General features: G+C 70.8%; 23 protein-coding genes and 1 tRNA gene. 15 read left to right on the top strand and 9 right to left on the bottom strand.

What is annotated here, in order from left to right; genetic code table 11:
• Positions 1 to 191 precede the first annotated feature (191 nt).
• From AB0F70_RS23255 to AB0F70_RS23240, 4 genes are all read left to right on the top strand, one after another.
• Complete coding sequence (locus AB0F70_RS23255; RefSeq protein WP_357454044.1) at positions 192 to 1,547, top strand: G5 domain-containing protein; 1,356 nt, start codon at positions 192 to 194, stop codon at positions 1,545 to 1,547.
• Between the two features lie 470 nt (positions 1,548 to 2,017).
• Complete coding sequence (locus tag AB0F70_RS23250) at positions 2,018 to 3,355, top strand: ubiquitin-like domain-containing protein (RefSeq protein WP_357454041.1); 1,338 nt, start codon at positions 2,018 to 2,020, stop codon at positions 3,353 to 3,355.
• Between the two features lie 19 nt (positions 3,356 to 3,374).
• The gene (gene rsmA / locus AB0F70_RS23245; protein ID WP_357454038.1) at positions 3,375 to 4,250 is read left to right on the top strand and encodes a 16S rRNA (adenine(1518)-N(6)/adenine(1519)-N(6))-dimethyltransferase RsmA; all 876 of its coding nucleotides are present in this window, start codon (positions 3,375 to 3,377) and stop codon (positions 4,248 to 4,250) included.
• Positions 4,247 to 5,197, top strand: a complete 951-nt coding sequence (locus AB0F70_RS23240; protein WP_357454035.1) for a 4-(cytidine 5'-diphospho)-2-C-methyl-D-erythritol kinase — start codon at positions 4,247 to 4,249, stop codon at positions 5,195 to 5,197. The genes rsmA and AB0F70_RS23240 overlap by 4 nt, the downstream gene beginning before the upstream one ends.
• An 18-nt stretch (positions 5,198 to 5,215) precedes the next feature.
• On the opposite strand, the gene AB0F70_RS23235 is transcribed toward AB0F70_RS23240, so the two are convergent.
• On the bottom strand, positions 5,216 to 6,025 hold the full coding sequence (locus AB0F70_RS23235) for an acetylxylan esterase (RefSeq protein WP_357454032.1): 810 nt from the start codon (positions 6,023 to 6,025) through the stop codon (positions 5,216 to 5,218).
• Positions 6,026 to 6,112: 87 nt separating this feature from the next.
• Complete coding sequence (locus tag AB0F70_RS23230; RefSeq protein ID WP_357454029.1) at positions 6,113 to 7,102, bottom strand: acetylxylan esterase; 990 nt, start codon at positions 7,100 to 7,102, stop codon at positions 6,113 to 6,115.
• A 207-nt stretch (positions 7,103 to 7,309) separates the two neighbouring features.
• Between AB0F70_RS23230 and AB0F70_RS23225 the strand changes: the two genes are divergently transcribed.
• From AB0F70_RS23225 to AB0F70_RS23215, 3 genes are read left to right on the top strand one after another with little or no spacing between them, the layout of a single operon-like run.
• Complete coding sequence (locus AB0F70_RS23225; protein ID WP_357454026.1) at positions 7,310 to 8,422, top strand: ATP-binding protein; 1,113 nt, start codon at positions 7,310 to 7,312, stop codon at positions 8,420 to 8,422.
• A 9-nt stretch (positions 8,423 to 8,431) separates the two neighbouring features.
• Positions 8,432 to 10,303 carry an ABC-F family ATP-binding cassette domain-containing protein gene (locus AB0F70_RS23220; protein ID WP_357454023.1) on the top strand — a complete coding sequence of 624 codons (1,872 nt, stop codon included), beginning with the start codon at positions 8,432 to 8,434 and terminating at the stop codon, positions 10,301 to 10,303.
• Positions 10,300 to 10,767 carry an Lrp/AsnC family transcriptional regulator gene (locus tag AB0F70_RS23215; RefSeq protein ID WP_357454020.1) on the top strand — a complete coding sequence of 156 codons (468 nt, stop codon included), beginning with the start codon at positions 10,300 to 10,302 and terminating at the stop codon, positions 10,765 to 10,767. The genes AB0F70_RS23220 and AB0F70_RS23215 overlap by 4 nt, the downstream gene beginning before the upstream one ends.
• On the opposite strand, the gene AB0F70_RS23210 is transcribed toward AB0F70_RS23215, so the two are convergent.
• Positions 10,746 to 11,279, bottom strand: a complete 534-nt coding sequence (locus AB0F70_RS23210) for a MarR family transcriptional regulator (RefSeq protein ID WP_357454017.1) — start codon at positions 11,277 to 11,279, stop codon at positions 10,746 to 10,748. The two genes, AB0F70_RS23215 and AB0F70_RS23210, sit on opposite strands and share 22 nt — an antisense overlap.
• 61 nt (positions 11,280 to 11,340) lie before the next feature.
• On the opposite strand from AB0F70_RS23210, the gene AB0F70_RS23205 reads away from it, so the two are divergent.
• From AB0F70_RS23205 to AB0F70_RS23195, 3 genes are all read left to right on the top strand, one after another.
• A complete protein-coding gene (locus AB0F70_RS23205) occupies positions 11,341 to 12,060 on the top strand; it encodes an SDR family oxidoreductase (protein WP_357454014.1) in 720 nt (239 codons plus the stop codon).
• A 141-nt stretch (positions 12,061 to 12,201) separates the two neighbouring features.
• Positions 12,202 to 12,732, top strand: coding sequence for a peptidoglycan-binding domain-containing protein (locus AB0F70_RS23200; protein WP_357454011.1), 531 nt, complete (start codon positions 12,202 to 12,204; stop codon positions 12,730 to 12,732).
• Between the two features lies 1 nt (position 12,733).
• Positions 12,734 to 13,417, top strand: coding sequence for a hypothetical protein (locus tag AB0F70_RS23195; RefSeq protein WP_357454008.1), 684 nt, complete (start codon positions 12,734 to 12,736; stop codon positions 13,415 to 13,417).
• 81 nt (positions 13,418 to 13,498) lie between these two features.
• On the opposite strand, the gene lat is transcribed toward AB0F70_RS23195, so the two are convergent.
• Complete coding sequence (lat, locus tag AB0F70_RS23190) at positions 13,499 to 14,806, bottom strand: L-lysine 6-transaminase (protein ID WP_357454005.1); 1,308 nt, start codon at positions 14,804 to 14,806, stop codon at positions 13,499 to 13,501.
• 56 nt (positions 14,807 to 14,862) lie between these two features.
• Positions 14,863 to 16,089, bottom strand: coding sequence for an MFS transporter (locus AB0F70_RS23185; RefSeq protein WP_357454002.1), 1,227 nt, complete (start codon positions 16,087 to 16,089; stop codon positions 14,863 to 14,865).
• A 160-nt stretch (positions 16,090 to 16,249) separates the two neighbouring features.
• On the opposite strand from AB0F70_RS23185, the gene AB0F70_RS23180 reads away from it, so the two are divergent.
• Positions 16,250 to 16,678 carry a hypothetical protein gene (locus tag AB0F70_RS23180; RefSeq protein WP_357453999.1) on the top strand — a complete coding sequence of 143 codons (429 nt, stop codon included), beginning with the start codon at positions 16,250 to 16,252 and terminating at the stop codon, positions 16,676 to 16,678.
• A 14-nt stretch (positions 16,679 to 16,692) separates the two neighbouring features.
• On the opposite strand, the gene AB0F70_RS23175 is transcribed toward AB0F70_RS23180, so the two are convergent.
• On the bottom strand, positions 16,693 to 17,235 hold the full coding sequence (locus AB0F70_RS23175) for a DapH/DapD/GlmU-related protein (protein WP_357453996.1): 543 nt from the start codon (positions 17,233 to 17,235) through the stop codon (positions 16,693 to 16,695).
• A 45-nt stretch (positions 17,236 to 17,280) separates the two neighbouring features.
• Positions 17,281 to 17,784 carry a MarR family transcriptional regulator gene (locus AB0F70_RS23170; protein WP_357453993.1) on the bottom strand — a complete coding sequence of 168 codons (504 nt, stop codon included), beginning with the start codon at positions 17,782 to 17,784 and terminating at the stop codon, positions 17,281 to 17,283.
• Positions 17,785 to 17,887: 103 nt separating this feature from the next.
• Between AB0F70_RS23170 and AB0F70_RS23165 the strand changes: the two genes are divergently transcribed.
• Positions 17,888 to 18,931, top strand: coding sequence for a maleylacetate reductase (locus tag AB0F70_RS23165; protein WP_357453990.1), 1,044 nt, complete (start codon positions 17,888 to 17,890; stop codon positions 18,929 to 18,931).
• A 28-nt stretch (positions 18,932 to 18,959) separates the two neighbouring features.
• Here the strand turns inward: AB0F70_RS23165 and AB0F70_RS23160 are convergent, their stop codons facing one another.
• Both AB0F70_RS23160 and AB0F70_RS23155 read right to left on the bottom strand, forming a co-directional pair.
• Entirely contained in the window at positions 18,960 to 19,613 is a 654-nt protein-coding gene (locus tag AB0F70_RS23160) for a class I SAM-dependent methyltransferase (RefSeq protein WP_357453986.1), read from the bottom strand.
• A gap of 546 nt (positions 19,614 to 20,159) precedes the next feature.
• A complete protein-coding gene (locus AB0F70_RS23155) occupies positions 20,160 to 20,762 on the bottom strand; it encodes a TetR/AcrR family transcriptional regulator (RefSeq protein ID WP_357454106.1) in 603 nt (200 codons plus the stop codon).
• 232 nt (positions 20,763 to 20,994) lie between these two features.
• Here AB0F70_RS23155 and AB0F70_RS23150 point away from each other — a divergent pair.
• The 3 genes from AB0F70_RS23150 (at position 20,995) to AB0F70_RS23140 (ending at position 23,727) form a co-directional block, all read left to right on the top strand.
• Positions 20,995 to 21,069: transfer RNA gene (locus AB0F70_RS23150), tRNA-Gln, on the top strand.
• A gap of 34 nt (positions 21,070 to 21,103) precedes the next feature.
• Positions 21,104 to 22,744 (top strand): bifunctional UDP-N-acetylglucosamine diphosphorylase/glucosamine-1-phosphate N-acetyltransferase GlmU, encoded by a 1,641-nt coding sequence (gene glmU / locus AB0F70_RS23145; RefSeq protein WP_357453983.1) that lies wholly within the window; start codon positions 21,104 to 21,106, stop codon positions 22,742 to 22,744.
• Positions 22,744 to 23,727, top strand: coding sequence for a ribose-phosphate diphosphokinase (locus tag AB0F70_RS23140; RefSeq protein ID WP_357453980.1), 984 nt, complete (start codon positions 22,744 to 22,746; stop codon positions 23,725 to 23,727). The genes glmU and AB0F70_RS23140 overlap by 1 nt, the downstream gene beginning before the upstream one ends.
• Positions 23,728 to 23,842 lie beyond the last annotated feature (115 nt).

The following is a 23,842-nucleotide window of genomic DNA, read 5'->3' as shown; positions in this document are numbered from 1 at the left end:
TTGGGATATCGCTTGGCTTTTCGGACCATTTGCTGAACCTATTGCCGCTTTCGGCTTGCATTTGGTAACGGCGGAGTTACGGTCTCAGGGACCGCCGGATCGGTCGGCCGGGCTCGTGCCTCGCGCGGGAGCTGCGTGGGAGGCGCGCCGTCTCGTCTTCCGTGCCCGGACCGCTCGAGGACTGGACTCGCGTGACATCTCCGCATCCGGCTCAGGGCAGCCCCGGACAACAATTCCCCAATTCTGAGGACGACGGCGACGCCGGCGTCACCGATCTGTTCGACGCGCCTTTTTCCGACTCGCCTTTTTTCGGTTCGGCGCAATTCGGCCCGGCGCCGCCGTCGGCCGAGGTCTTTCCCGCGGGAATGACCGTCGCGGACATCGCGAACACCCGCTCAGAGGTGATGGACAGTCTTCCGCCCGGCCACCCGTCCGGCCCGATGCCGGTACTGGCGACCGACGGCGCAGGGGTCGCGACCGCACCACCACCACCGCCACCACCACCCGTTCCGGGGCCGCCCCGGCGCCGGCGCGGGGTGGTGGTCCTCGTGAGCCTTGCCGCCTTCGCTCTGGTCGGCGCCGGTGGCGTCGCGGTCTACGGGGCGGCCCACAAGACCGTCAGGCTCGACGTCGACGGCCAGGTCACCTCCGTCGAGACCTTCGAGGGCGACGTCGCCGACCTGCTGACCGGCCAGGGTGTCGAGGTCACCGGCCGGGACGCCGTGACACCTGGTCCCGGCGCCGCACTGCGCGACGGCGACACGGTGGTCGTCCGCTACGGCCACGAGGTCACGCTGTGGGTCGACGGCGGACGACGGACCGCGTGGGTCACGACGCTCGACGCCGACCAGGCACTGACCCAGCTCTCGCAAGGGGCCGGCAAGGTGGTCCTGGTCCCGACGCGGGCCGAAGGCCGTATGACGCTCCCGATACGGCTCGACGTCGACGGTCCCGTGCACCTGGAGATCGGCGGAGAGGTGCGGCGGGTGGCCGACGGCTCCGTGCGGCTCGACGAGCTGCTCGCGGCCCAGAACGCTGCGGTCGACACGGACGACCGGGTATCCGTCGTGCACCGGGAGGTGCGCGGGCAGAGCGAGCCGGTGCTGACCGTCGTGGTCAAGGAGGTCAAGGCGACGATCGAGGAGGCCGTCAGCAGGATTCCGTTCGAGACGCTGACGGCGACCGACGCGGGCCACTACGCGGACCTGGGCCCGTACCTGGCGTCCGAAGGTGCCGACGGCAAGCGGGTGACGTCGTGGGACGTCACCCGGATCGACGGCGAGGTGGTGAGCAAGGAGAAGCTGAACAGCTGGGTCGCGCAGGCACCCGTGGACAAGGTGATCGTGTACGGCACCAAGGAGCGCCCCAAGCCCAAGCCGGAACCGAAGCCCACATCGAAGTCGGACTCGAAGTCGGTCTCGAAGGCGGACTCGAAGTCGGACCCGAAGTCGAAGTCCGGCTCGAAGCCCGGCTCGGGGTCCGAGCCGAAGCCCGAACCCGAGCCGGAACCCGAACCGAGACCGGATTCGAAGCCTGATTCCGGCTAGCGGTCGGAGACGCCGCGGAGGCCTCGGGGCGACCGCCGTGCCGGCGCCTCCCCGCGGCCTCCGCGCCCATCCTGGCCTGCGGAGATCCAACATCCGCCCGGTCGCGGGCCCTCCCGCGGACCCCGATCGCAGCCTCCCGAGAGTTGGACGCTTGTCCTGGACGAGTGACCGACAACACAGTTGCAACCCACCAAGATGGTTGGCCGAGCGGTAACAAATCAGTTACTTTCGGTTGTCCTCGCTGGCGCGGGGGTGTCACGTGGTGTAGGCCACGACACTCCAACGGCGGCAGGGCGGCACTGGACGCGGAACCTCGCGGGCAGTGTGAGACCGCCGGATCGGCCGGTCGAGACCACGACGGCTCGCAAGAGCTGCAGGGCCTGTTCGGCCGCTTCGTGGTAGGGAGTTCCGCCCCAAACGGGATGCCCGCCTCGCCGCCCGTGCCCGGGACGTCCGACGACTGGACACGAGTGAACCCCCGTTTTGAGCAGCAGAGTTCTGGCTCCATCCCCAGCATCAACTCAGAGTCCGAGGCTGTAGCACCTCAGGACACCCTCTCGAAGCACCGCCGTCGCTGGCCGCTCGTAGCCGGCCTCTCGGCCGTCGCGATCGTCGCCTCCGGTTCGGTGGCCTTCGCCGAAGTACAGAAGACCGTCACGTTGGACGTCGACGGCACCACCAAGACCATCACCACCTACGCCGGTTCCGTTGCGGGCATGCTCGAGTCGCAAGGTGTCCGCCTGGGCGAGCGCGACGTCGTCGCCCCCGGAACCGATGCCAAGCTCTCCGACGGTGACCAGGTAGTCGTCCGCTACGCCCGCCAGGTCACCATGACCGACGGCGACGCGGAACGTGACGTGTGGGTCACGGTCACCGACGCGGCAGAGGCGCTGACGACCCTCGCCGAGCGCGGCGGCGACGTCGCACTGGTGGCGTCCCGCTCCGGCGACCGCGCCTCCCTCCCGCTCCGCCTGAACGACGACGGCCCCGTCGCGGTAGTCGCCGACGGCACCACCCGGGTGGTCGAGGACCACTCGGCGAGCGTCGACGAGGTGCTCGACGGCCTCGAGGTCAAGCTCGACGGGGACGACCGCGTGAGCGTCGCCCCGGTGGCCTCCCTGGCGCAGGACAAGGCCATCGCCGCCAAGGACGCGAGGTCCGCCGAGAAGTCGGGCGCCGACGTCGCCATCCAGGTGGAGCGTGTCGAGAGCAAGAAGGTCACCAGGAAGACCGACCTCGACTTCGGCACAAAGACCGTCCAGGACGAAGACCGCTACGTGGACGAGGGCGACCTGGTCCGGAGCGAGGGTGAGCAGGGTGTGCGCACCCAGGTCATCCTGGTGCGTACGGTCGACGGCAAGGTCGTGTACCGCAAGGAGCTCTCCGACAAGGTCACCAAGAAGCCGGTGGACCGCGTCCTCGTCGAGGGCACCAAGGAGCGTCCCGTCGCGGAGGAGGCCTCCGCCGAGGTCGACCCGCCCAGCGAGCCGAGCACCCCGGTGCCGGCGGGCTCCGTCAAGGAGATCGGCCAGCAGATGGCCGCCGCTCGTGGCTGGACCGGCGAGGAGTGGACCTGCCTCGACCTCCTGTGGGAGCGCGAGTCCGGCTGGAACCACCAGGCGGCCAACCCGTCGTCGGGCGCCTACGGCGTCCCGCAGGCGCTGCCGGGCGACAAGATGGCCTCGGCGGGTGCGGACTGGGCGACCAACCCGGCCACCCAGATCGAGTGGGGCCTCGGCTACATCGCGGACCGCTACGGCTCGCCGTGCGGCGCGTGGGGCCACTCGGAGTCGGTGGGTTGGTACTGATCCGGTTAGGCTCGCCTGCATGAACGAAACCTCAAACGCCCTGCTCGGTCCCGCGGAGATCCGCGACCTGGCAGGGCGTTTGGGCGTCCGGCCAACGAAGACACTGGGCCAGAACTTCTTGCACGACGGCGGCACGGTCCGCAAGATCGTGCGGATCGCCGGGCTGAAGCCCGGTGAGCGTGTGGTGGAGGTCGGGCCCGGGCTGGGCTCCCTGACCCTCGGCCTGGTCGAGGCCGGAGCCTCCGTGGTGGCCATCGAGATCGACCGGCTACTGGCCGGGCAGATCGCCGAGACCGTCCGGGCCCGGTTCCCGGACGCCGACTTCGAGGTGGTGCTCTCCGACGCGCTGGACGTCACCACCCTGCCCGGCGCCCCGCCGACGGCGCTCGTGGCGAACCTCCCGTACAACGTGGCGGTCCCCGTGCTGCTCACCATGCTGGAGCGGTTCGACTCGCTGGAGCGCGTGCTCGTGATGGTCCAGGCAGAGGTGGCCGACCGGATCGCCGCCGTGCCGGGTTCCAAGATCTACGGCATCCCGTCGGTGAAGGCCGCCTGGTACGCGTCGGCCCGCCGTGCCGGGACCGTCGGGCGCAACGTCTTCTGGCCCGCCCCGAACGTCGACTCCGCGCTCGTGTACCTCGAGCGCCGGGAGCCGCCGTCGACCACCGCGCCGCGCGAACGGGTCTTCAAGGTCGTCGATGCCGCGTTCGCGCAGCGCCGCAAGACACTGCGGGCCGCGCTGTCCGGACTGTTCGGCTCGGGCGTCGCCGCGGAGGTGGCGCTCCGTGCCGCGGGTGTCGACCCGAGCGCGCGCGGAGAGACGCTGGTGGTCGAGCAGTTCGCGCGCATCGCGGAACAGCTGGGTACACAGCAGCCGGCGGAGGGGGACGAGTGAGCGGGCGTCTGAGCGCGGCGCCGCCGCCGTCGATCCGGGTCCGCGCGCCCGGGAAGGTCAACCTCGCGCTGCGCGTCGGACCGGTCGGGAGCGACGGTTACCACCCGCTCGCGACCATCTTCCAGGCGGTGACCCTGTTCGAGGAGGTCACGGCCACGCAGGCCGCGCCGGGGGCAGGCATCTCGCTGACCGTCTCCGGCCCGCAGGCGGACGACGTCCCCACCGACGAGACGAACCTCGCCTGGCGGGCGGCCGCGCTGCTCGCCGACCACACCGGTCTTGCGGCAGACGTCGCGCTGCACATCACCAAGGGCGTGCCGGTCGCGGGGGGCATGGCCGGCGGATCCGCCGACGCCGCTGCCGCGCTCCTGGCCTGCGACACGCTCTGGGAGGCCGGGGTGCCGCGCTCCGAGCTGGTGGAGATCGCCGCCGAGCTCGGCGCGGACGTGCCGTTCTCGCTCCTGGGACACACCGCCGTCGGCACGGGGCGGGGCGACCTGCTGACGCCGGCGATGACACGCGGGGAGTTTCACTGGTGCTTCGGCACGCAGCGCGTCGGCCTGTCGACGCCCAGCGTGTTCAAGCGGTTCGACGAGCTGGCCGGCCCGTCGACGCCCGCCGTCGCGCCCGCCGACGACACCGAGCTGATGCACGCGCTCCGGGCCGGGGACCCCGTGGCGCTCGGCAAGGCACTGCACAACGACCTGCAGGCACCGGCGCTGGATCTGCGACCCGAGCTCGCCGAGGTGCTGGACGTCGCCACCGAGTCGGGGGCGCTAGGCGTGATCGTATCCGGATCCGGTCCCACGGTCGCCGCGCTGGGCCGCTCCCGGCAGCACGCGCTGGCGCTGGGCGCCGCATGGACGGCGGCCGACGTCGTGGACGCCGTCTGGTGCGCGAGCGGCCCCGCTCCGGGTACCCAGATAGTCACCTCTATCGCTCGCTGACCCCCCGGCCGAGGCGGGTCAGTAGGCGATCTGGGGGACGAAGACGTTCGTCAGGTGCGTGTGCGCCGCGATCCAGCGCGTGCGGCGCGCCACCGGGTTGCTCTCGGCGGTCAGCACGCACTCGACCACCCGCTCGACGGAGCCTGTCATCGCGGCCAGCGCCTGCGCGGCGTTGAAGCCCCACTCCTCCAGCAGGACCTGCGCGCCCGCGCCCTGAGTGAGCTGGAGCGGCGTGCTCGCCCGCCGGGCGAACGCGACGAGCGAGTCCTTGTGCGCCGCGGGGATGTCGCCCTCGACCATCGCGCAGGCCAGGTCGGGCAGCAGACCTGCCGCCGCGACGACCGCCGCCGCCACGGGACCGCTGCCGAGCACCGCGACACGTGACGGGTCCACGCTCGCGAGGGTCCGCAGCGCCTGCACGGCCCGCACGGCGTCGGTGAAGACGACGCGGTTGTAGGGGTCGTCGAGATCGTCCGGGGGCAGCTCGATCACGAGGTGCGCGAACCCGCCCGACGCGAGCCACTCCAGGTCGCGGCCCGCCGCACGGCCGGCCGGCCGCAGCTCGACCAGACCGGGCAGCGTGCTACCGGCGCCGGTCGGCGTGATGAGCCGACCCGGCACGGGGTACCCCTCGAACCCGGCGAACGTCACTGCCTCGACCGTGAGGTCCCGGGCACGGGCGGAGGCAGCCGACAGCACCGGCGCGACCTCGACGTCGCGGTGCGCGGCGAGCGTCTGCGACCAGAACGCGTCGAAGCTCGCGGGCTCGTCGGTGGCCGGCGGCGCTGCCGGTGCCACCGCGACGAGCGGCAGGTCGTAGTCGGACACGGGGAAACCTCCGGGGATGGACGTGCGCTGCGGAGCCTATCGCCCGGGCACAGCAGGCAAATTTCCGGTCCGTGCCCGGGACTCCCGTCAGATGATCTTGCCCAGCCACGCGAGCTTGCGGGGGAACCGGTAGTCCCCGCCGCCCTCGTGGTTGTTGTACGGGTAGACGTCCATGTCCTTGACCACCGGCTCCGCCTGGTCGGGCGCCCAGTTGTTGAACGCGGCGTACACGGTGGACGGCGGGCAGGTGGCATCCATGAGCGCCACCGAGAACAGGCATGCCGCGCGGGCCCGCCGGGAGAACGACACCCCGTCCAGGTAGGAGAAGGTGCGCCAGACCTGCGCCTCGACCGCCGGGTCACGGTGCACCGAGAGGTACTGCGTGATCTCCCGGTACGGGAACGAGTCGGTGGTCGTCACCGCGCGGCGGTAGTGGGTGAGGAACGGCACGTCGGGCATCGCGGCGACGACGTCGGGCACCAGCCCCGCCACCGCGAGGCTGATGCCGCCGCCCTGGCTCCCGCCGCTCACCGCCACGCGCAGCGGGTCCAGACCGGGGATCGCGCGCACGGCGTCGACGGCGCGGGCACCGTCGGTGAAGACGCGGCGGTAGTAGTGGTCGCGCGGGTCGAGCACGCCGCGGGTCATGAACCCTGGGGCCGCCGGCCCGGAACCCACCGGGTCCGGAGTCGCCCCACCTGCGCCCCAGCCAGAGCCCTGCCCGCGCGTGTCCATGCGCAGGTGCGCGTAGCCGGCGGCGGCCCAGTGGATCTTCTCGTGCGGCAGGCCCCGCCCGCCGCCGTAACCCTCGTACTCGACCACCACGGGCAGGTCGCCGTCCGCGTGCGCGGGGCGCGTGAGCCAGCCCTTGACGGGATGCCCGCCGAAGCCGGGGAACGTCACGTCGTCGACCACTACCTCGGTGAGCCCGACGTCGATGCGCTCCACCTCCGGCGCCTCGTCGAACGTGCGCGCCTCGGCCAGGGTCGTCGACCAGAACTCGTCGAAGTCGGCGGGCTCGTCCATCTCGGGGAGATACCTCTCGAGATCGGACAGCGGCATGTCGAACTGGGCCACGTGGATGCTCCTCGGCGTAGTCGTCAGCGGGGCCGACGGCGGAGTCGGCGGGCTCGATCGCCGTCGACGGTGGACAGCGTAACCATGGCGCTGCGGGCCAGGGCAATGCACACTAGGTGAATTCAAAGACTTCAAACTCTTCAAACTCTTCAAAGAATCCAAAGGAGTCCAAACTTGGTGCGGAACCCATTCAAACCGACTGCGGGCGTGACACCACCGCTACTGGTAGGCCGGGACGACGTGCTGACCGAGTTCGACGAGTCTGTGCTCGATGGGCCGGGTGCGCCTGGCCGATTGTCGATCCTCACCGGCGCACGTGGGGTAGGCAAGACTGTGATGCTGCTCGAGCTCGCTGACCACGTCCTACGGGAGGGTTGGGTCACCATCTCGGAGACGGCTACTCCGGGGCTGGTCGAGCGGTTGATGCACACGGTCACGCGGACGCTCTACGAGCTCGACGGGTCCAGCAAGCCGGGCAGGCAGATCACCGGGTTCTCGTTGCCTGGAGGAGGCGGGCTCACGTTCTCCGAGCGGCCCGCCATGGTTGTGCAGTGGCGTGAACAGATGGGCCGGCTCCTCGACGTGCTGGAACGGAACGGCACGGGGCTGCTCATCACGGTCGACGAAGTTCACTCCGCAGGCCGTGAGGAGCTTCGCGACCTTGCAACCACCTATCAGCACCTCGCCGGAGAGGACCGCGACATCGCACTGGTCATGGCGGGCCTGCCATCTGCCGTCTCCGACCTCCTCAACGACGACGTACTGACCTTCCTGCGACGCGCCAATCGGGTTGAGCTTCACGACGTCGACCTTGGCGACGTCAGCGAGGCACTCAGAACCACGATCGAGTCCGAGGGCCGACACATCACCGACTCCGCGCTCGTGGAGGCAACCCAAGCCACGGGTGGTTACCCGTTCATGATCCAGCTGGTCGGCTACCACGTGTGGCGCAAGGCGGACGGGGACGTGATCGACGACGCTGCGGTCGCCGCGGGGGTTCCCGTCGCGCGCCGTCGGCTGGGGTCACTCGTGCACGCCACGGCATTGGCTGACCTGTCCGACGTGGACCGTACCTACCTCGTGGCCATGGCTCAGGACGACGGTGAGTCTTCGACGAGCACGGTCGCGCAGCGTCTCCGGTCGACGCCCGCGTATGCGGGCACCTATCGACTCCGCCTGATCGACGCAGGCATGATCGAGCCCACCCGTCGTGGATACGTCGACTTCGCGCTCCCGTTTCTTCGCGAGTACCTGCGAGAGCACGCCGCACGGTACGAGATGTCGAGTCGAGTGTCCGACCCCGGTCCCACGGCGAACTAGTCTTTCTAGGTGGCACATCTTCTCGGCGCGGACGGCATCGCGCTGACCATCGGTACTCGCACCCTCCTGTCCGAGGTCTCCCTCGGCCTCGACGACGGCGACCGCGTCGGCGTGGTCGGCCCCAACGGCGCCGGCAAGTCGACCCTCCTGCGCATCCTCACCGGCACCTCGCGGCCCGACGCCGGACGGGTCACCAAGGTGGGCGGGACGGTCCTCGGCATGCTCGACCAGCGGGACGAGCTCGACGAGGCCGCGACGATCCTCGACATCGTGCACGGCGACGCGGAGACGCACGTCTGGGCCTCCGACGCCCGGGTCCGCCAGGTGCAGGAAGGCCTGCTCGCCGACCTCGCCTGGGACGCCCCGGTCGCCAAGCTCTCCGGCGGCCAGCGCCGCCGCGTGGCGCTCGCCGCCCTGCTCGTGCAGGACCCGGACGTGCTGCTGCTCGACGAGCCCACCAACCACCTCGACGTCGAGGGCGTGGCCTGGCTCGCTGAGCACCTCCGCGAGCGGTACGGCCGCCCGGGAGCGACCGGCGCGCTGGTGGTCGTGACGCACGACCGCTGGTTCCTCGACGAGGTCTGCACGCGCATGTGGGAGGTGCGCGGCGACGGTACCGGCGCCATCGACGGGTACGAGGGCGGTTATGCCGCCTACATCCTGGCGCGTGCCGAGCGGGCGCGGCAGGCAGCGACGGCCTCGGAGAAGCGGGACAACCTGCTGCGCAAGGAGCTCGCCTGGCTGCGTCGTGGGGCCCCGGCCCGTACGTCCAAGCCGAAGTTCCGGCTCGACGCCGCGTCCGCGCTGATCGACGACGAGCCGCCGCCGCGCGACTCGATGGAGCTCACCCGGATGGCGACGCGGCGCCTGGGCAAGGACGTGCTGGACCTGGAGTCGGTCTCGCTCGAGCTCGGCGGCAAGGTCCTGTTCGACGACGTGACGTGGCGCCTCGGTCCCGGGGACCGGTACGGCGTGGTCGGCGTCAACGGTGCGGGCAAGACGACGCTGCTCGCGCTGCTCGCCGGCCGCCGCGAACCCGGGTCGGGTCGCGTCAAGCGCGGCAAGACGATCCATGTCAAGGAGCTGACGCAGGACGTCTCCGAGCTGGACGAGCTCGGGAGGCTCACGGCGGTCGAGGTGATCGAGTCCGAGAAGGGCCGGGTCGTCGTCGACGGCAAGGAGCTCACGGCCTCGCAGCTCACCGAGAAGCTCGGCTTCACGCGCGAGCGGGCCTACACGCCGGTGAAGGACCTGTCCGGCGGCGAGCGGCGTCGGCTGCAGCTGTTGCGCCTGCTGGTGGCCGAGCCCAATGTCCTGCTGCTCGACGAGCCCACCAACGACCTCGACACCGACACGCTCGCCGCGGTCGAGGACCTGCTGGACGGCTGGCTCGGCACGCTGATAGTGGTCTCGCACGACCGGTACCTGCTGGAACGGGTGGCGGACCGGCAGGTCGCGCTGCTCGGTGACGGGACGATCCGCGACCTGCCCGGCGGGGTGGAGGAGTACCTCCGGCTCCGGGCGGCGGCCAAGGCCGCCGGTGCCTCTGCCTCGGGCACTCCGGCAGGGGGCGGGGGCGGTACGTCGGGCGGCTCGGCCGCCGGCGGGACGACGTCGGGCACGGCTCCGGCAGGGGGCGGCGGCCCCGGGGGAGAGGCGCTCAACCAGCGCGACATCCGTGCCGCGAAGAAAGAGGTCTCCCGAATCGAGCGCCGTCTTGCGAAGATTGCCCAGAAGGAGGCCGAGCTGCACGAAACAATCGCACAGCAGGCCACGGACTACCAGGCTGTCGCTCGGCTGGACGCGGAGCTCCGCGACCTGGTGAGCGAGCGCGACGAGCTCGAGGCGGCCTGGTTGGAAGCGGCGGAGGTGGCGGGATGACCGACAACGATCTGGCACCGCTCGACGGGGTCGACCGAGCGCTAGTGGACGCACTGCGCAAGGACGGGCGCACCACGCTCGCGGTGCTGTCCGAGATCTCGGGGCTGTCCCTGTCGGCGGTGCAGGTGCGGGTGCGCAAGCTGGAGGCCCGTGGCGTCATCACCGGCTATCGAGCGGTGGTGAACCCGGAGGCGGTAGGGCTGCCGCTCTCCGCGTTCGTGGAGATCACGCCCCTGGACCAGGCGCAGGAGGACGACGCGCCCGAACGGCTGCGGGGCATGCCGGGCATCGAGTCCTGCTACTCGGTGGCGGGCAACGCCAACTACCTGCTCACGGCGCGGGTGGCCTCGCCGAGGGCGCTGGAGGAGCTGCTCGGGCGCATCCGCCGCACGGCGAAGGTCTCGACCCGCACCACCGTGGTGCTGCAGACCTACTTCGAGGGTCAGACGACCGAACCGGTCTGACGACCGGCGCCCGGGTCGAGCCGGGCGAGGAGCCCGGCGAGCGTCTGGCGGTCCTCCGCCGTCAGGCCGCCGACCAGCTCTTCCTCGTGTGTGAGCAGGTCGCGGACCGCCCGCTCCACGAGCTCGTGCCCGGCGGCGGTCAGCGTCACGGCCACCGCGCGCCGCCCGGCGTCGGACGGCGACCGCGTCACCAGCCCCTCGCGCTCTGCCCTGGCCACGCGCTGCGAGATCGCCCCGGCCGTCACGAGGGTCTGCGCCGCAAGCTCCTTGGTCGTCAGCGCCCACGGCTCGCCCGCACGGCGCAGGGTGCTGAGCAGGTCGAGGGTCGCCGGATCGATCCCTATCCGGTGCAGGGTCCTGCGGCGATCGTCCGCAAGGGTCTTCGCGGCGCGCCACAGCGGTGTGATCACGCCTATCGACGACACCGGCACGCCCGGTAGCTCGCGCTCCCATGCGGCGGCGATCGCCTCGGGCGGCATGGCCGCCGTGGAGTCGAAGGGGTACTCGGTCACTGGCTCCTCCTGTATGTTTAGGTCTAAACATACCAATCATGTAGGAGCAGGAGACATCAGCATGCCAAGACTTGTTCTTGTCACAGGCGGGTCCGGCGGCATCGGGCGCGCGGTGGCGCGCCGGTTCGTCGAGCAGGGCGACAGCGTGGTCATCACCGGCCGCTCCGCTGCACGACTCGACCGGGCGGTGGAGGCGACCGGTGCGCGCGGGGTGCGCTGCGACGTCGGGCAGCCGGACGATGTCGCGGCGCTGACGGCGCAGCTCGACGCCCCCGTGGAGGTACTGGTGGCGATGGCGGGTGGCAACACCGACTTCGACCGGCCGGGGCCGGTAGGCCTCGCGCAGGTGGCCGACGGCTGGCGGGCCAACCTCGAGGCGAACCTGATCAGCACCGTGCTGGTGGCGTCCGCCGTCCTGGAGACCATGCCGGACGGCGGGGCGGTGGTCACCGTCGGCTCGATCGGCGCCGAGTACGCGGGCACGTCGTACGGGGTCGCGAAGGCGGCGGTCCAGGCGTGGACCGCGGGGCTGTCCGCGTCGGTCGGCCCGCGCGGGATCACCGCGAACTGCGTGGCGCCCGGCTACATCGCCGAGACCGGCTACTTCAAGGACCGCCTCACCGAGCAGCGCCGCGACCGCCTGATCGCCGCCACGCACGACGGCCGCGCGGGCCTGCCCGACGACGTCGCCGCGCTGGTCTCCTTCCTCGCCTCACCGGCTGCCCGCCACATCACCGGCCAGACCCTGCACGTCAACGGGGGCGCCCACACGACGCGGTGAGGGGCAGCGAACGTAGGCACGGTCGCTAGTTGGGGGTTCGTCCGGTGCGTCGCTTCCGTCTTTTAAGGGCGGATTGTTACGCTCACGCTCGCCAGTACATCGCCCGGCCCGGCGTCGGGCCGACGAAGGAGCGCCGAGGGAATGCCCACCACCCGAACCTGGCTGCAGGCGGGCGGTGGCACCGTCGCAGCCGCCCTGATCATCGCCGCCGTGGTGCAGGCGATGAGCTCGAGCGCGATGTGGGTGTCCAACGACCCCGTCGGCGAGTGCGGCCAGACGTCCGGCGGCGCTGTGGTCGCCGCGCAGAACGTGCTGTGGGCGGGCACCGGCCTGGAGCCGGTCGACGGGGCGTGGGACGCCGAGTCGGAGGTCGCGGCCAAGGCGTTCCAGGCCTACAACGGCCTACCGGTGAACGGCTGTGTCGACACCAGCACGTGGCTGACCATGCGTGCGTACCTGATCTCCCTGTGCGACCCGGAGTACGACTGCCGGGGGCCCGACCACCGCGTGCGGTACGCCGCGCCGGGCGGCGCGCGGGAGGCCTTCTTCGCCGACAACGAGTGCGACTGGGGCTCCTACGTGCTGCCGGGTGTTGCCGCCAGCCCTGTCACGTCGAACAAGATCACTGCCCTCTCGCGCGACGCGGTGGTCGAGATCGAGTGCGAGAGCTGACGTGGTCACCACCATCGAGGAGCCGAGGATCCGGCCGGAGTGGCTGCTCGGCGGCGCGGTGACGCTGCTCGGCGCGATCATCATCATCGTCGTGACCCTGATCCTCGGGGCGCGGGAGGACGAGCCCGTCGTCACACCGGTGGACGCCACGGAGCTCACCGCCGGGACCTGCGCCGAGGACCTGCGCCAGCCGCACTGGGTGCCGAAGACCGTCCAGCGCGCGGCGGCGGAGTGCCCGGCGGACATCTCGGCAGCGATCGGCCGCACGACGGCGGAGGACCACCTCGGCACGTGGATCATCTACCCGCTGGAGGGCGAGGGCAACGACGAGACGTTCAGCGGCGGGCCCGGCCTGTCCTGGCCCGAGGACGAGGTCCGCTCCGGCGCGTACCACCCGGCGTCGGCCATCACCTACGTGGCGTACCCGGGTTCCACCGAGCTGTCCGGCGAGCTGTCCGGCGACAACGTGACCGTCGAGTGGTCGGATCTCGCGGACTCGGGCCGGGAGGCGCGGGTGACCCGCGTGGACAACAACGGGTTCGGGCCGGTGCGGGTCGAATGGACCGACGACGCGGGCTCCTACCTGCTGCTCGGCACGATGGGCCGCACGCCGGAGGGCGGCTCGGGGCCGACCGTGGCCGAGCTGCTCAGGATCGCGGACAGCGTCGCGGCGGAGGACGAGTGACCCGGACCGCGAAGTAGAGCGCTTGTCCGAGTCTCCCGAGGTTCGCTCGGGAGACTCGGACAAGCGCTCTACTTCGCGGTCTCAGAGCGTCTCTGCCAGGACCTCGTCCAGGGCCTTGACGACGGCCTCCAGCGCCTCGGTGGAGACCGTCAGCGCCGGGCGGAACCGGACCGACCGCTCGCCGCAGCCCAGGAGCAGGACGCTCCGCTCGGTGAGCGCGCCCAGCACCCGGTCGCGGACCTCGCGGGAGGGCAGCGTCAGCGCGCACATCAGGCCCTTGCCGCGGACGTCGGTCACGCCGTCGTGCCGGGTGGCCAGCTCGGTGAGCGCGTCGTGCAGGCGCTTGCCCATCGTGCGGGCCCGGTCGACCAGGCCCTCGGCCTCGTAGGTCTCCAGGATCCGGCGCGAGCGCACCATGTCGGTGAGGTTGCCGCCCCAGGTGGAGTTGATGCGCGACGAGACGGCGAACGCGTTGTCCGGGATCTCGTCGACGCGGCCGCCGGCCATGATGCCGCAGACCTGCGTCTTCTTGCCGAAGGCGACGACGTCGGGGGTGATACCGAGCTGCTGGTACGCCCAGGTCGTGCCGGTGATCCCGGCGCCGGTCTGGACCTCGTCCACGATGAACAGCGCGTCGAACTCGCGGCACAGGTCCTGCATGCCCGCAAGGAACGGGGTGCGGAAGTGGTGGTCGCCACCCTCACCCTGGATGGGCTCCATGATGAACGCCGCGATGTCGTGCGGGTTGGCCTCGAACGCCGCACGAGCGGCCCCGAGCGCCGCCGCCTCCGCCGCGTCCATGTCCTTGCCCTCTGCGATGTACGGCGAGGGGATGCGCGGCCAGTCGAACTTCGGGAACCGGGCCACCTTGCCCGGTTCCGTGTTGGTCAGCGACATCGTGTACCCCGAACGGCCGTGGAACGCGTGCTCCAGGTGCATCACCTGGGTGCCGAGCTCTGGGGAGCGGCCGTTCGCCTCGTTGAAGCGGGACTTCCAGTCGAACGCGACCTTGAGCGCGTTCTCGACGGCGAGCGCGCCGCCGTCGATGAAGAACAGGTGCGGCAGCGCGGGGTCGCCGAGCACACGCGCGAAGGTGTCCGCGAAGCGTGCCATCTCGACCGTGTAGATGTCGGAGTTGGACGGCTTGTTGATGGCGGCGGTGGCGAGCTCCTCGCGGAACGCCGCGTCGTCGGCAAGAGCGGGGTGGTTCATGCCGAGGGGCGAGGAGGCGAAGAAGGTGAACAGGTCGAGCCACTCGCGACCGTCACGCGCGTCGACAAGCGTGGAGCCGTGCGACCGGGTGAGGTCGAGGACGAGGTCGAACCCGTCGACCAGGAGGTGCTCGCGAAGGGTGGGGAGCACTGCGGTGGGCTCAAGATGTGTCGTCATGCTGGAAAGGTAGGCAATGATCCTGCCAAGTTTCAATGCCTATGGAAATGTTCCTGTTAGGACCGTCTGTGCCTGGGGCGTCGCGTCGCCAGCAGCTCGGCCGTCCCGAGTGTGAGCGTGGACCCCAGCATCACCAGGAGCGCCGCGTTCCAGCCGCCCGACACCGCGTGCACGGCGCCGATGACGGCGGGAGCGGTAGCGGCAACGGCGTAGCCGATCGCCTGCACGGCCGCCACCGTCCGCCGGGTCTGCGCCACCGTGCGGCACCGCTGCGCGACGAGGGTGAAGATCACCACGAAGTTCCCGCCCTGGGCGATCCCGGCGAGACTCACCCACAGCAGCCACCACTGCGGCGCCAGCAGCAGGCCCGCCGGGAGCGAGACCCACAGCAGGCCCATCGTCACCGCGGCACCCCGCATCGGCACCCGGGCCGCCAGTGCGAGCGGGACCAGCACGCTGCCCGCTATGGCGAGGCCCTGGAAGGGCGCTGCCGCGTTGCCCGCCGTGGTCACGGACAGGTCCAGCAGGTCGCGCAGCAGCTCCGGGAGCCAGCCGGTGACCGCGAAGTACGAGAACGACTGCCCGGCGAACGCGACCGCCAGCGCCCAGGTGATCGGACGGCGCACCACGCCGCCCCAGGTCTCGTCGGGCCGCTCGGCCGGCGGCGGGGCGGGCGTACGGGCCGCGCGGGTGGCGTGCGGGTCCGGCATACGGCGGGTGGTGACGAGCCAGACGACCAGTGCCACCGCGGCGACGAGCGACCAGGAGGCGACGGCGCCCTGCCAGCCGACGAGGGCCGCGAACGGCGCGGTGAGCGACGTCGCGAAGACAGAGCCGAGGTTCATCGTCGACGAGTACAGGCCGGTCGCCAGCGCCGTCCTGGCCGGGAAGTCCCGCGCGATGATGACCGGCACCACCACGTTGCCCACCGTGATCGCGCAGCCCAGGAGCACCGTGCCGGCGAAGGCTGCCACAACGCCCGGTGTGCCCGTGCCTACCGACCGGATCAGCGTCCCGGCGATCACGCCCACCAGGGCTACCGTGACCGCCGAGTACGGCCCGGCCCGGGCGATCAGGGTCGACGCCGCCGGCGCCACCACGCTGAAGCACAGCGCGGGGATCCCCACGAGCAGGCCGGCAAGGGTCTGGTCGAGGCCCAGGCCCGTCGCGACGTCGGCCATGACCGGCGGGAGGGATGTGATGGGGGTGCGCAGGTTCAGGGCGAAGACGAGGACCGCGACGAGCAGCGCGGAGCCGCCTGCCGCTGTGCGGATGTTGCTCATGATGCTGTCATTGTGCGCGACGGGGTCTGTTGGTTGCATCGGGCGTCCAGCGCATCCGCACATGGTGTGGAGATCGTCATGACGGCTTCCCAGGAGGGAATGCGGCTTTCCCGTTAGATTGGGCGACCGGTCAGCAGGTCCGGGACAACAGGGGTGTCGAATGAAGCAGCGACAGGTCTTCCGAGGTGTGGGAGCACTCGTCGGCGTACTCATGCTCTCGGGGTGCGCGTTCGATCTGGGGAAGCTCGACTACACCGAGCCGGAGTTCGTCGGCTCGTACGTGGGCGACGGCGCCACTACCGTCGTCGCGCTCGGTGAGGACCGCACCTTCACCGCCGTCGGGGTCCCGGACGAGGTGCTGGCCGCCGCTGCGGGTGGCAAGGTCGACGAGATCCCCGCCGAGATCGAGGGCACCTGGAAGTACGACTCGAAGAGCTCGGCGGACCACGTCGAGCTGACGGTCACCGACGCCGACGGCATGCCGGCGGAGCTGGGCGAGCTGCCCCTGTACGTCGCGGACGCCGACGACCTGTTCTTCCTGCCCGACCAGCTCGGGCGCGAGAAGATAGTGGTCACCCGCGACCGCTGAGGTTGGACCGCCCGTCACCACGTCCGGCGTACGGTCGCCTTGCCGCCGGTCACCAGGCTCGCGGCGGGGACGCCGTCGGCCACCACGGCGCCCGCGGCCACCACCGCGTCCCTGCCGATGCTGACGCCGGGCAGGATCGTGGCGCCGGCGCCGATCCAGACGTTCTCCGCCACGTCGATCGGCGCGCCGCTCAGCCAGGTCCGGCGGTCCTCCGGATCGACCGGATGGCCCATGGTGATGAACGTGGCCTTCGGCCCGACCATCACGCGCTCGCCGAGCCGGATGCCCGCGTAGTCCAGGAACGTGCAGTTCTGGTTGATGAACACCCGCTCGCCGAGGTCCAGGTTCAGGCCGTGGTCCGTGTAGAACGGCGGATAGATGGTGGCCCTCGCCGGCAGCGGCCTGCCGAGGATCTGCTCGAACAGCTCCGCCTTGCCCGCCTCGTCGTCGAAGGGCAGGACGTTCAGGCGTGAGGTGAGCTCGGTGGCCCTGCGGACCCGCTCGGCCATCGCCTGGAACTCGGGGCTGTGGATGCGCATGAGGTGGTCGTCGGTCATGCGCCGATCCTGCTACAGGTGCTCGGCGAGCTCAGTCGTGCGAGCTCACTCGTCGAACTGAGCGGTCACCGTGCGCAGCAGGTCCGCGAGCTGCGGGCGCTCAGCGGGGGACAGGGCGGTCAGCACCTTGGCCTCGATGTCCAGGAGGTCGCTCATCGCCGCGTCGACCCGCGCCAGCCCCTCGTCGGTGAGCTCGACCAGCACCCCGCGGCGGTCGTCGGGGGAGCGGTGCCGCTGCACGAACCCGCGCGACTCCAGGCGGTCTATCCGGTTGGTCATGGTGCCGCTGGTGACCAGGGTCTGGGTGACGAGCGTGCCGGGCGACAGCCGGAAGGGTTCGCCGGCGCGGCGCAGCGCGGAGAGCACGTCGAACTCCCACGTCTCCAGGCTGTGCCGGGCGAAGGCGGTGCGGCGTGCGAGATCGAGGTGTCGCGCGAGGCGGGACACGCGGCTGAACACCGTGAGGGGTTCGAGCTCCAGGTCCGGGCGCACGTGGCGCCACGCGGCGACGATGCGGTCGACCTCGTCGTCGGGACCTGTGTGCTCCATGGCGAGAGGCTACCGGATATCTCGACATCAAGAATCTCGACAGGGTGTCCGTGCCGCGTCGCTCTTGGTCAGAGGGTGTACGGCGACCGTAGGCTCAGGCCTCGTGGGAACAGACATCAGGGTGCACCAGGTCTACGCCGGTCGAGTGCTGCAGGGTCCGGGCGCGCGGTCCCTCGTGCCGGACGAGCTGGAGCGGCTCGGGTCGGAGCGGGTGCTGCTGGTGGCGGCACCGTCGTCGGCCGAGGTGGGGCAGGACCTGGCCGTCACCCTCGGGGAGCGGCATGCCGCGACCTTCGCACGCCCGGTCCAGCACACGCCCGTCGAGGTGACCGCCGAAGCGCTCGCTCTGGCGGGGGAGGCGCGGGCCGACGCGATAGTCGCCATCGGCGGGGGCTCGGCCATCGGGCTGTCGAAGGCGCTGGCCATCCGGACAGGCATGCCCCAGGTGGCGGTACCGACCACGTATGCGGGTTCGGAGGCCACGCCGGTGCTCGGCGAGACGGAGCACGGCGTCAAGACGACGCGACGGGACCCGGCCTTCACGCCGGGCACCGTCGTGTACGACCCGGAGCTGACGCTGTCCCTGCCCCGCGGGCTGACGCTGACCTCGGCCCTCAACGCGCTCGCGCACGCCGTCGAGGCGCTGTGGGACACCGGTGCGAGCGCGGCGACCCGCGCCTACGGGGTCGAGGCTGCCGACGGCATCCTCACGGCGCTCCCCGTGGTCCTGGACCGCCCGTCCGACGTCGTCGCCCGCGGCCGCCTCCAGGAAGCCGCCTGGCTCGCGGGCGCCTGTCTGGCACAGGCCCGGATGGGCCTGCACCACCAGCTCGCCCACGTGCTCGGCGGGACCTTCGGCCTGCCCCACGCGGAGCTGCACGCGCTGCTCCTCGCGCACGTCATGCGGTTCAACCTGGCCGCCGCACCCGACGCCGCCGCACGCCTGGCACGCGTCGCGGACGGCGACCCGGCGCTCGCGGTCGCTGCCCTGGCAGGCAAGCACGACGGTCCGACGTCGCTCGGCGCGCTCGGCGTACAGCGCACCGCCCTGCGCGAGGTGGCCGAACGGGTGGCGGCCGACCCGTATCCGAACCCCCGGCCCGTGACCGCCGATGCCGTGGAGGAGCTGCTGCTCGCCGCGTGGTGAGCTCCTTGGCGAGCGCTAGGCGGTCGACTCAGCCGGTCGACTTACGCGCGAGGAGATGCGCCTGCGGGAAGCCGCGCGCCGGATCCTCGGTCGACGCGATCACCAGGCGCGCCACCTCGACCGCACCGGTCTCCGCCAGCAGCGTGATCACGTGGTCGGGCGAGTACCGCCACGCGGGCGACACCTTGTGGTCGAAGTACTCGGCAGTCTGGCCGGTGTCGCCGAGTGCCTGGAACGCCACCAGGAGATGGCCGCCGGGCGCCACGACCCGGCTGAGCTCGGCGAGCGTCGCCGGGAGAGCGTCGGGCGGCGTGTGGATGATCGAGTAGTTCGCCAGCACTCCGGAGAGCGTCCCGGAGGCGATCTCGAGCGAGCCCATGTCGCCGACGTCGAAGCGGACGCCGGGGTTGGCCGCGCGGGCTGTCGCCACGAGCTGCGGCGAGAGGTCGACGCCGAACGCGTCGACGCCGCGGTCGCGCAGGTATGCGGTGACGTGCCCGGGCCCGCAGCCGACGTCGGCCACGGGGCCCCCGCCCGCCTGCCGGACCAGGTCGGCGAACGCCTGCACCATGACGTGATTCAGCGGGTAGCCGGCGAACGCTTCACCGATGTACGCCGTATAGGCGTCGGCCATGGCGTCGTAGTCGGTTCGAACGGTCGCGAGATGTTCGGGTGACGTCACGCGCCGCAGCCTAGACGCGATGTCCTGCCGACAGCACTGACTCACGCTCAAGAATATGTCCACTTTGCGGTGAACAGTGGTCCGATTCCTGATCCAATATCACAGGGTGAAACCGGGCGCCTATTAGGGGTGAATATCCCTTTCCCATTGCAGAGTCCGTGTCGTGTGCTTAATGTATGGAACGCGAACACTGTTCCGCTCACAGGTGATCATCCTGTGATTTCCCGTTTTTTGGAAGGAATAGCCCCATGACCGTTGTTGACATCGTCTCCGAGCTCCTGCACAACCTTGGCTACAGCGTCGCGCAGATCCTCTGCCTGATCGGTCTCTGACCTGCAAGTACGTCGTCAGCCACTTTCGGCGGCGGCATAAGTAGCATCCCCAGCTGACGAACACCCCTCGCGAGTTCTCGCGAGGGGTGTTCGTTATATAAATGCAGCACGCACACTTCTTGCCTCAGGGAAGATACGGGTGCGTCAGCGCAATCCCGTGCCCGAATGGTGGCAGTTCGGGCGCATTGTTCAGCCCGCGTCAGCGCCTCGCGCCTCAGCGCGAGTGCCGGGTCAGCTCCGGCTTCTTCTCCATGTTGTGCAGGCCGTTCCACGCCAGGTTGACGAGGTGAGCCGCCACCTCGGTCTTCTTGGGGCTGCGGGCGTCCAGCCAGTACTGGCCGGTGAGCGCGATCATGCCGACGAGCATCTGCGCGTAGAGCGGGGCGGTCCTCGTCTCGAGTCCCGCGGCCCGGAACTGCGGTTCGAGGATCGACTCGACCTGGGTGGCGACGTCGCCGATCAGGCTCGAGAACGTCCCGGTCGCCTGCGCGACGGGGGAGTCGCGCACGAGGATGCGAAAACCGTCCTCGGACGACTCGATGTAGTCCAGCAGGGCGAGCGCCGTCCGCTCCAGCAGGACCTTGGGGTGGCCGCCCGAGCCGAGCGCACCCGTCAGCGCGGTGGTGAGCGCCTGGACCTCGCGGTCCACCACTACCGCGTAGATGCCCTCCTTGCCGCCGAAGTGCTCGTACACGACGGGCTTGGAGACCTCGGCGCGCGCCGCGATCTCCTCCACGCTCGTGCCTTCGAAGCCTTTTCCGGCGAACAGTCCGCGGCTGACCGCGAGCAGCTGCTCGCGGCGCTGACTGGCCGTCATACGAGGTCGGTGGGTACGTCGGTTGTCGGCGGCCATGGTGCTCATTGTGCCCGAGCGACAGTTCCGGACGTGTCCGGAACGTGCCGGACGGGCGAACGCGGAAGAACGCGGATGTGGCTGACGACTCGCCGGGAACGGGCGGGGGCATGGCTCAGGACCTGGCAGACTGTTCACGGACGTGCGACGGTGGCACACGCCCGCTTCGGGTCACGACGGAGCCGCGCGCGCCCGGTCCGCCTTGGTGTAATCGGCAGCACAGAGGTTTTTGGTGCCTTTAGTCCAGGTTCGAATCCTGGGGGCGGAGCCATCCGGATCTGACGAACCCACCGATCGGAGCACTCGTGACCGAGACACCTCAGCCGGCAGCAGTCATCGTTCTTGCCGCCGGCCAGGGCACCCGCATGAAGTCAGCGTTGCCGAAGATCCTGCACCCGCTCGGCGGCAAGCCGATGGTCGGGCACGCGCTGACGGCCGCTCGTGAGCTCGAGCCCTTGCAGGTCGCCGTGGTGGTCCGGCACGAGCGTGAGCTGGTCGCGGAGGCGATCGGACAGCTCGACCCCGAGGCGATCCTCGTGGACCAGGACGACATCCCCGGTACCGGCCGAGCGGTGCAGTGTGCCCTCGTGGCGCTCGACGCCAAGGCGCAGGCCGCCGCGGCGGTCGCGGGCATCGCCGACGGCGAGCTGGTGGGCGACGGCGTCGAGGGCGCCATCGTGGTGGTGGCGGGCGACGTACCCCTGCTCGACGGCGCCACCCTCGCCCAGCTGCTCTCCGCGCACCGCGCCGACGGCAACGCGGTGACCGTCCTCACCACCGAGGTCGCCGACGCCACCGGCTACGGCCGGATCGTCCGCGAGCCGGACACCGGCGACGTGCTCGAGATCGTCGAGCACAAGGACGCGAACGCCGACCAGCTCGAGATCCGCGAGATCAACTCGTCGGTCTACGTGTTCGACGCCGCCACGCTGCGCAAGGGCCTCGGCGGTCTCGACAGCCGGAACGCGCAGGGCGAGGTCTACCTGACCGACGTCATCGCGTTCGCCCGTACCGAGGGTCTGCACGTGCGGGCGCTGCTCGCCGACGACCCGATGCTCGTCGAGGGCGTCAACGACCGGGTGGCCCTCTCGGTCCTGGCCCGCGAGATGAACCGCCGCATCGTCGAGGAGTGGCAGCGCGCGGGCGTCACGGTCCAGGACCCGGCCACCACGTGGATCGACGTCGACGTCGAGCTGTCTCCCGATGTCACGCTGCTCCCGAACACGCAGCTCAAGGGCGCGACGGTGGTCGCGACCGGCGCCACGATCGGCCCCGACACCACCCTGACCGACGTCGAGGTGGGGGTCGGCGCGACGGTCGTCCGCACGCACGGTTCCCTCGCCGTCATCGGCGAGGGTGCGTCCGTCGGTCCGTTCGCCTACCTGCGCCCCGGCACCAGCCTGGGTCGCAAGGGCAAGATCGGCACGTTCGTCGAGACCAAGAACGCCCAGATCGGCGAGGGCAGCAAGGTCCCGCACCTCTCCTACGTGGGCGACGCGACGATCGGCGAGCACTCCAACATCGGTGCGGCGTCGGTGACCGTGAACTACGACGGTGTGCACAAGCACCGCACGGTGATCGGCTCGCACGCCCGCACGGGCGCGGACAACATGTTCGTCGCGCCCGTCACGGTGGGCGACGGCGCCTACACCGCCGCCGGCTCCGTGATCCGCCGGGACGTGCCCGCCGGCGCGCTCGGCGTCACCGCCGGGCAGCAGCGGAACATCGAGGGCTGGGTCGCCCGTCGTCGGCCGGGGACGGCCGCCGCGGACGCCGCGGCGAACGCCCACGGTGGGGCGTCCGGTCTCGGTGACCAGGCACAGCGACAGCTTGCCCAGCAGAATGCAGCCGGGGCCCCCATCGCCCCGCAGGCCGCGGCCGTCCAGGCCGAGCCGGCCGACCTGGCCCCCGTACCCGGGGCCGACAAGGAAGGAAAGTCCCGCTGATGACCAGCATTGCTCCTGGCCCGAACCGCCACCCACTCGTCCTCGCATCTGGACGCGCGCACCCCGAGCTGGCGCGGAACGTCGCGAAGGAGCTGGGCATCGATCTGCTCGGCGTGTCCGCGTACGACTTCGCGAACAGCGAGACCTACGTACGCTTCAGCGACTCGGTGCGCGGCATGGACCTGTTCCTGCTGCAGTCGCACACGATGCCGGTCAACCAGTGGATCATGGAGCAGCTGCTCATGGTCGACGCCGCCAAGCGGGCCTCCGCGCACTCCGTCACCGTCGTCGCGCCGTTCTTCGGCTACGCGCGGCAGGACAAGAAGAGCCGCGGCCGCGAGCCGATCTCGGCCCGCCTCATCGCCGACATGTTCAAGACGGCGGGCGCCGACCGCCTGATGAGCGTGGACCTGCACACCGCGCAGATCCAGGGCTTCTTCGACGGCCCCGTGGACCACCTGTGGGCCATGCCGATCCTCGTCGACTACGTGCGCACCCGCGTGGACGTCGAGAACGTCACGGTCGTCTCGCCGGACGCCGGCCGCATCCGCGTCGCCGAGATCTGGGCCTCCAAGCTGGGCGGTGGCCCGCTGGCGTTCGTGCACAAGACGCGCGACGTCACGCGCCCCAACCAGTCCGTCGCCAACCGCGTCGTCGGTGACGTGCAGGGCCGCGACTGCGTGCTGGTCGACGACCTCATCGACACCGGCGGCACGATCGCCGAGGCGGTCAAGGTCATCATGGCCGCCGGCGCCAAGTCCGTGACCGTCGCGGCGACGCACGGCGTGCTGTCCGGGCCGGCCGCGCAGCGGCTCACGGAGTGCGGTGCGCGTGAGGTCGTCGTGACCGACACCCTGCCGATCGAGGACGACCGCCGGTTCCCCAACCTCAAGGTGCTCTCGATCGCGCCGCTGCTCGCGTCGGCGATCAACGAGGTCCACTCCGACGGCTCGGTGACGTCGCTCTTCGACGGCAACTCCTGATCCTTCGAGGTCAGCCCGGGTGTCCGCCCGGGTGCCTGTCTGGGTATACGGTCTGACCCTTGACTCAGATGCGGTCAACGGAGGACCGTGTCTTGACAACGATCTGGGAGGGTCA

Origin of the sequence: Promicromonospora sp. NPDC023805 (assembly GCF_040639635.1) — a bacterium.
Lineage (GTDB): Bacteria > Actinomycetota > Actinomycetes > Actinomycetales > Cellulomonadaceae > Promicromonospora.
The sequence above is the reverse complement of the archived record's forward strand: the minus strand, read 5'-3'. Positions and strand labels throughout refer to the sequence as shown.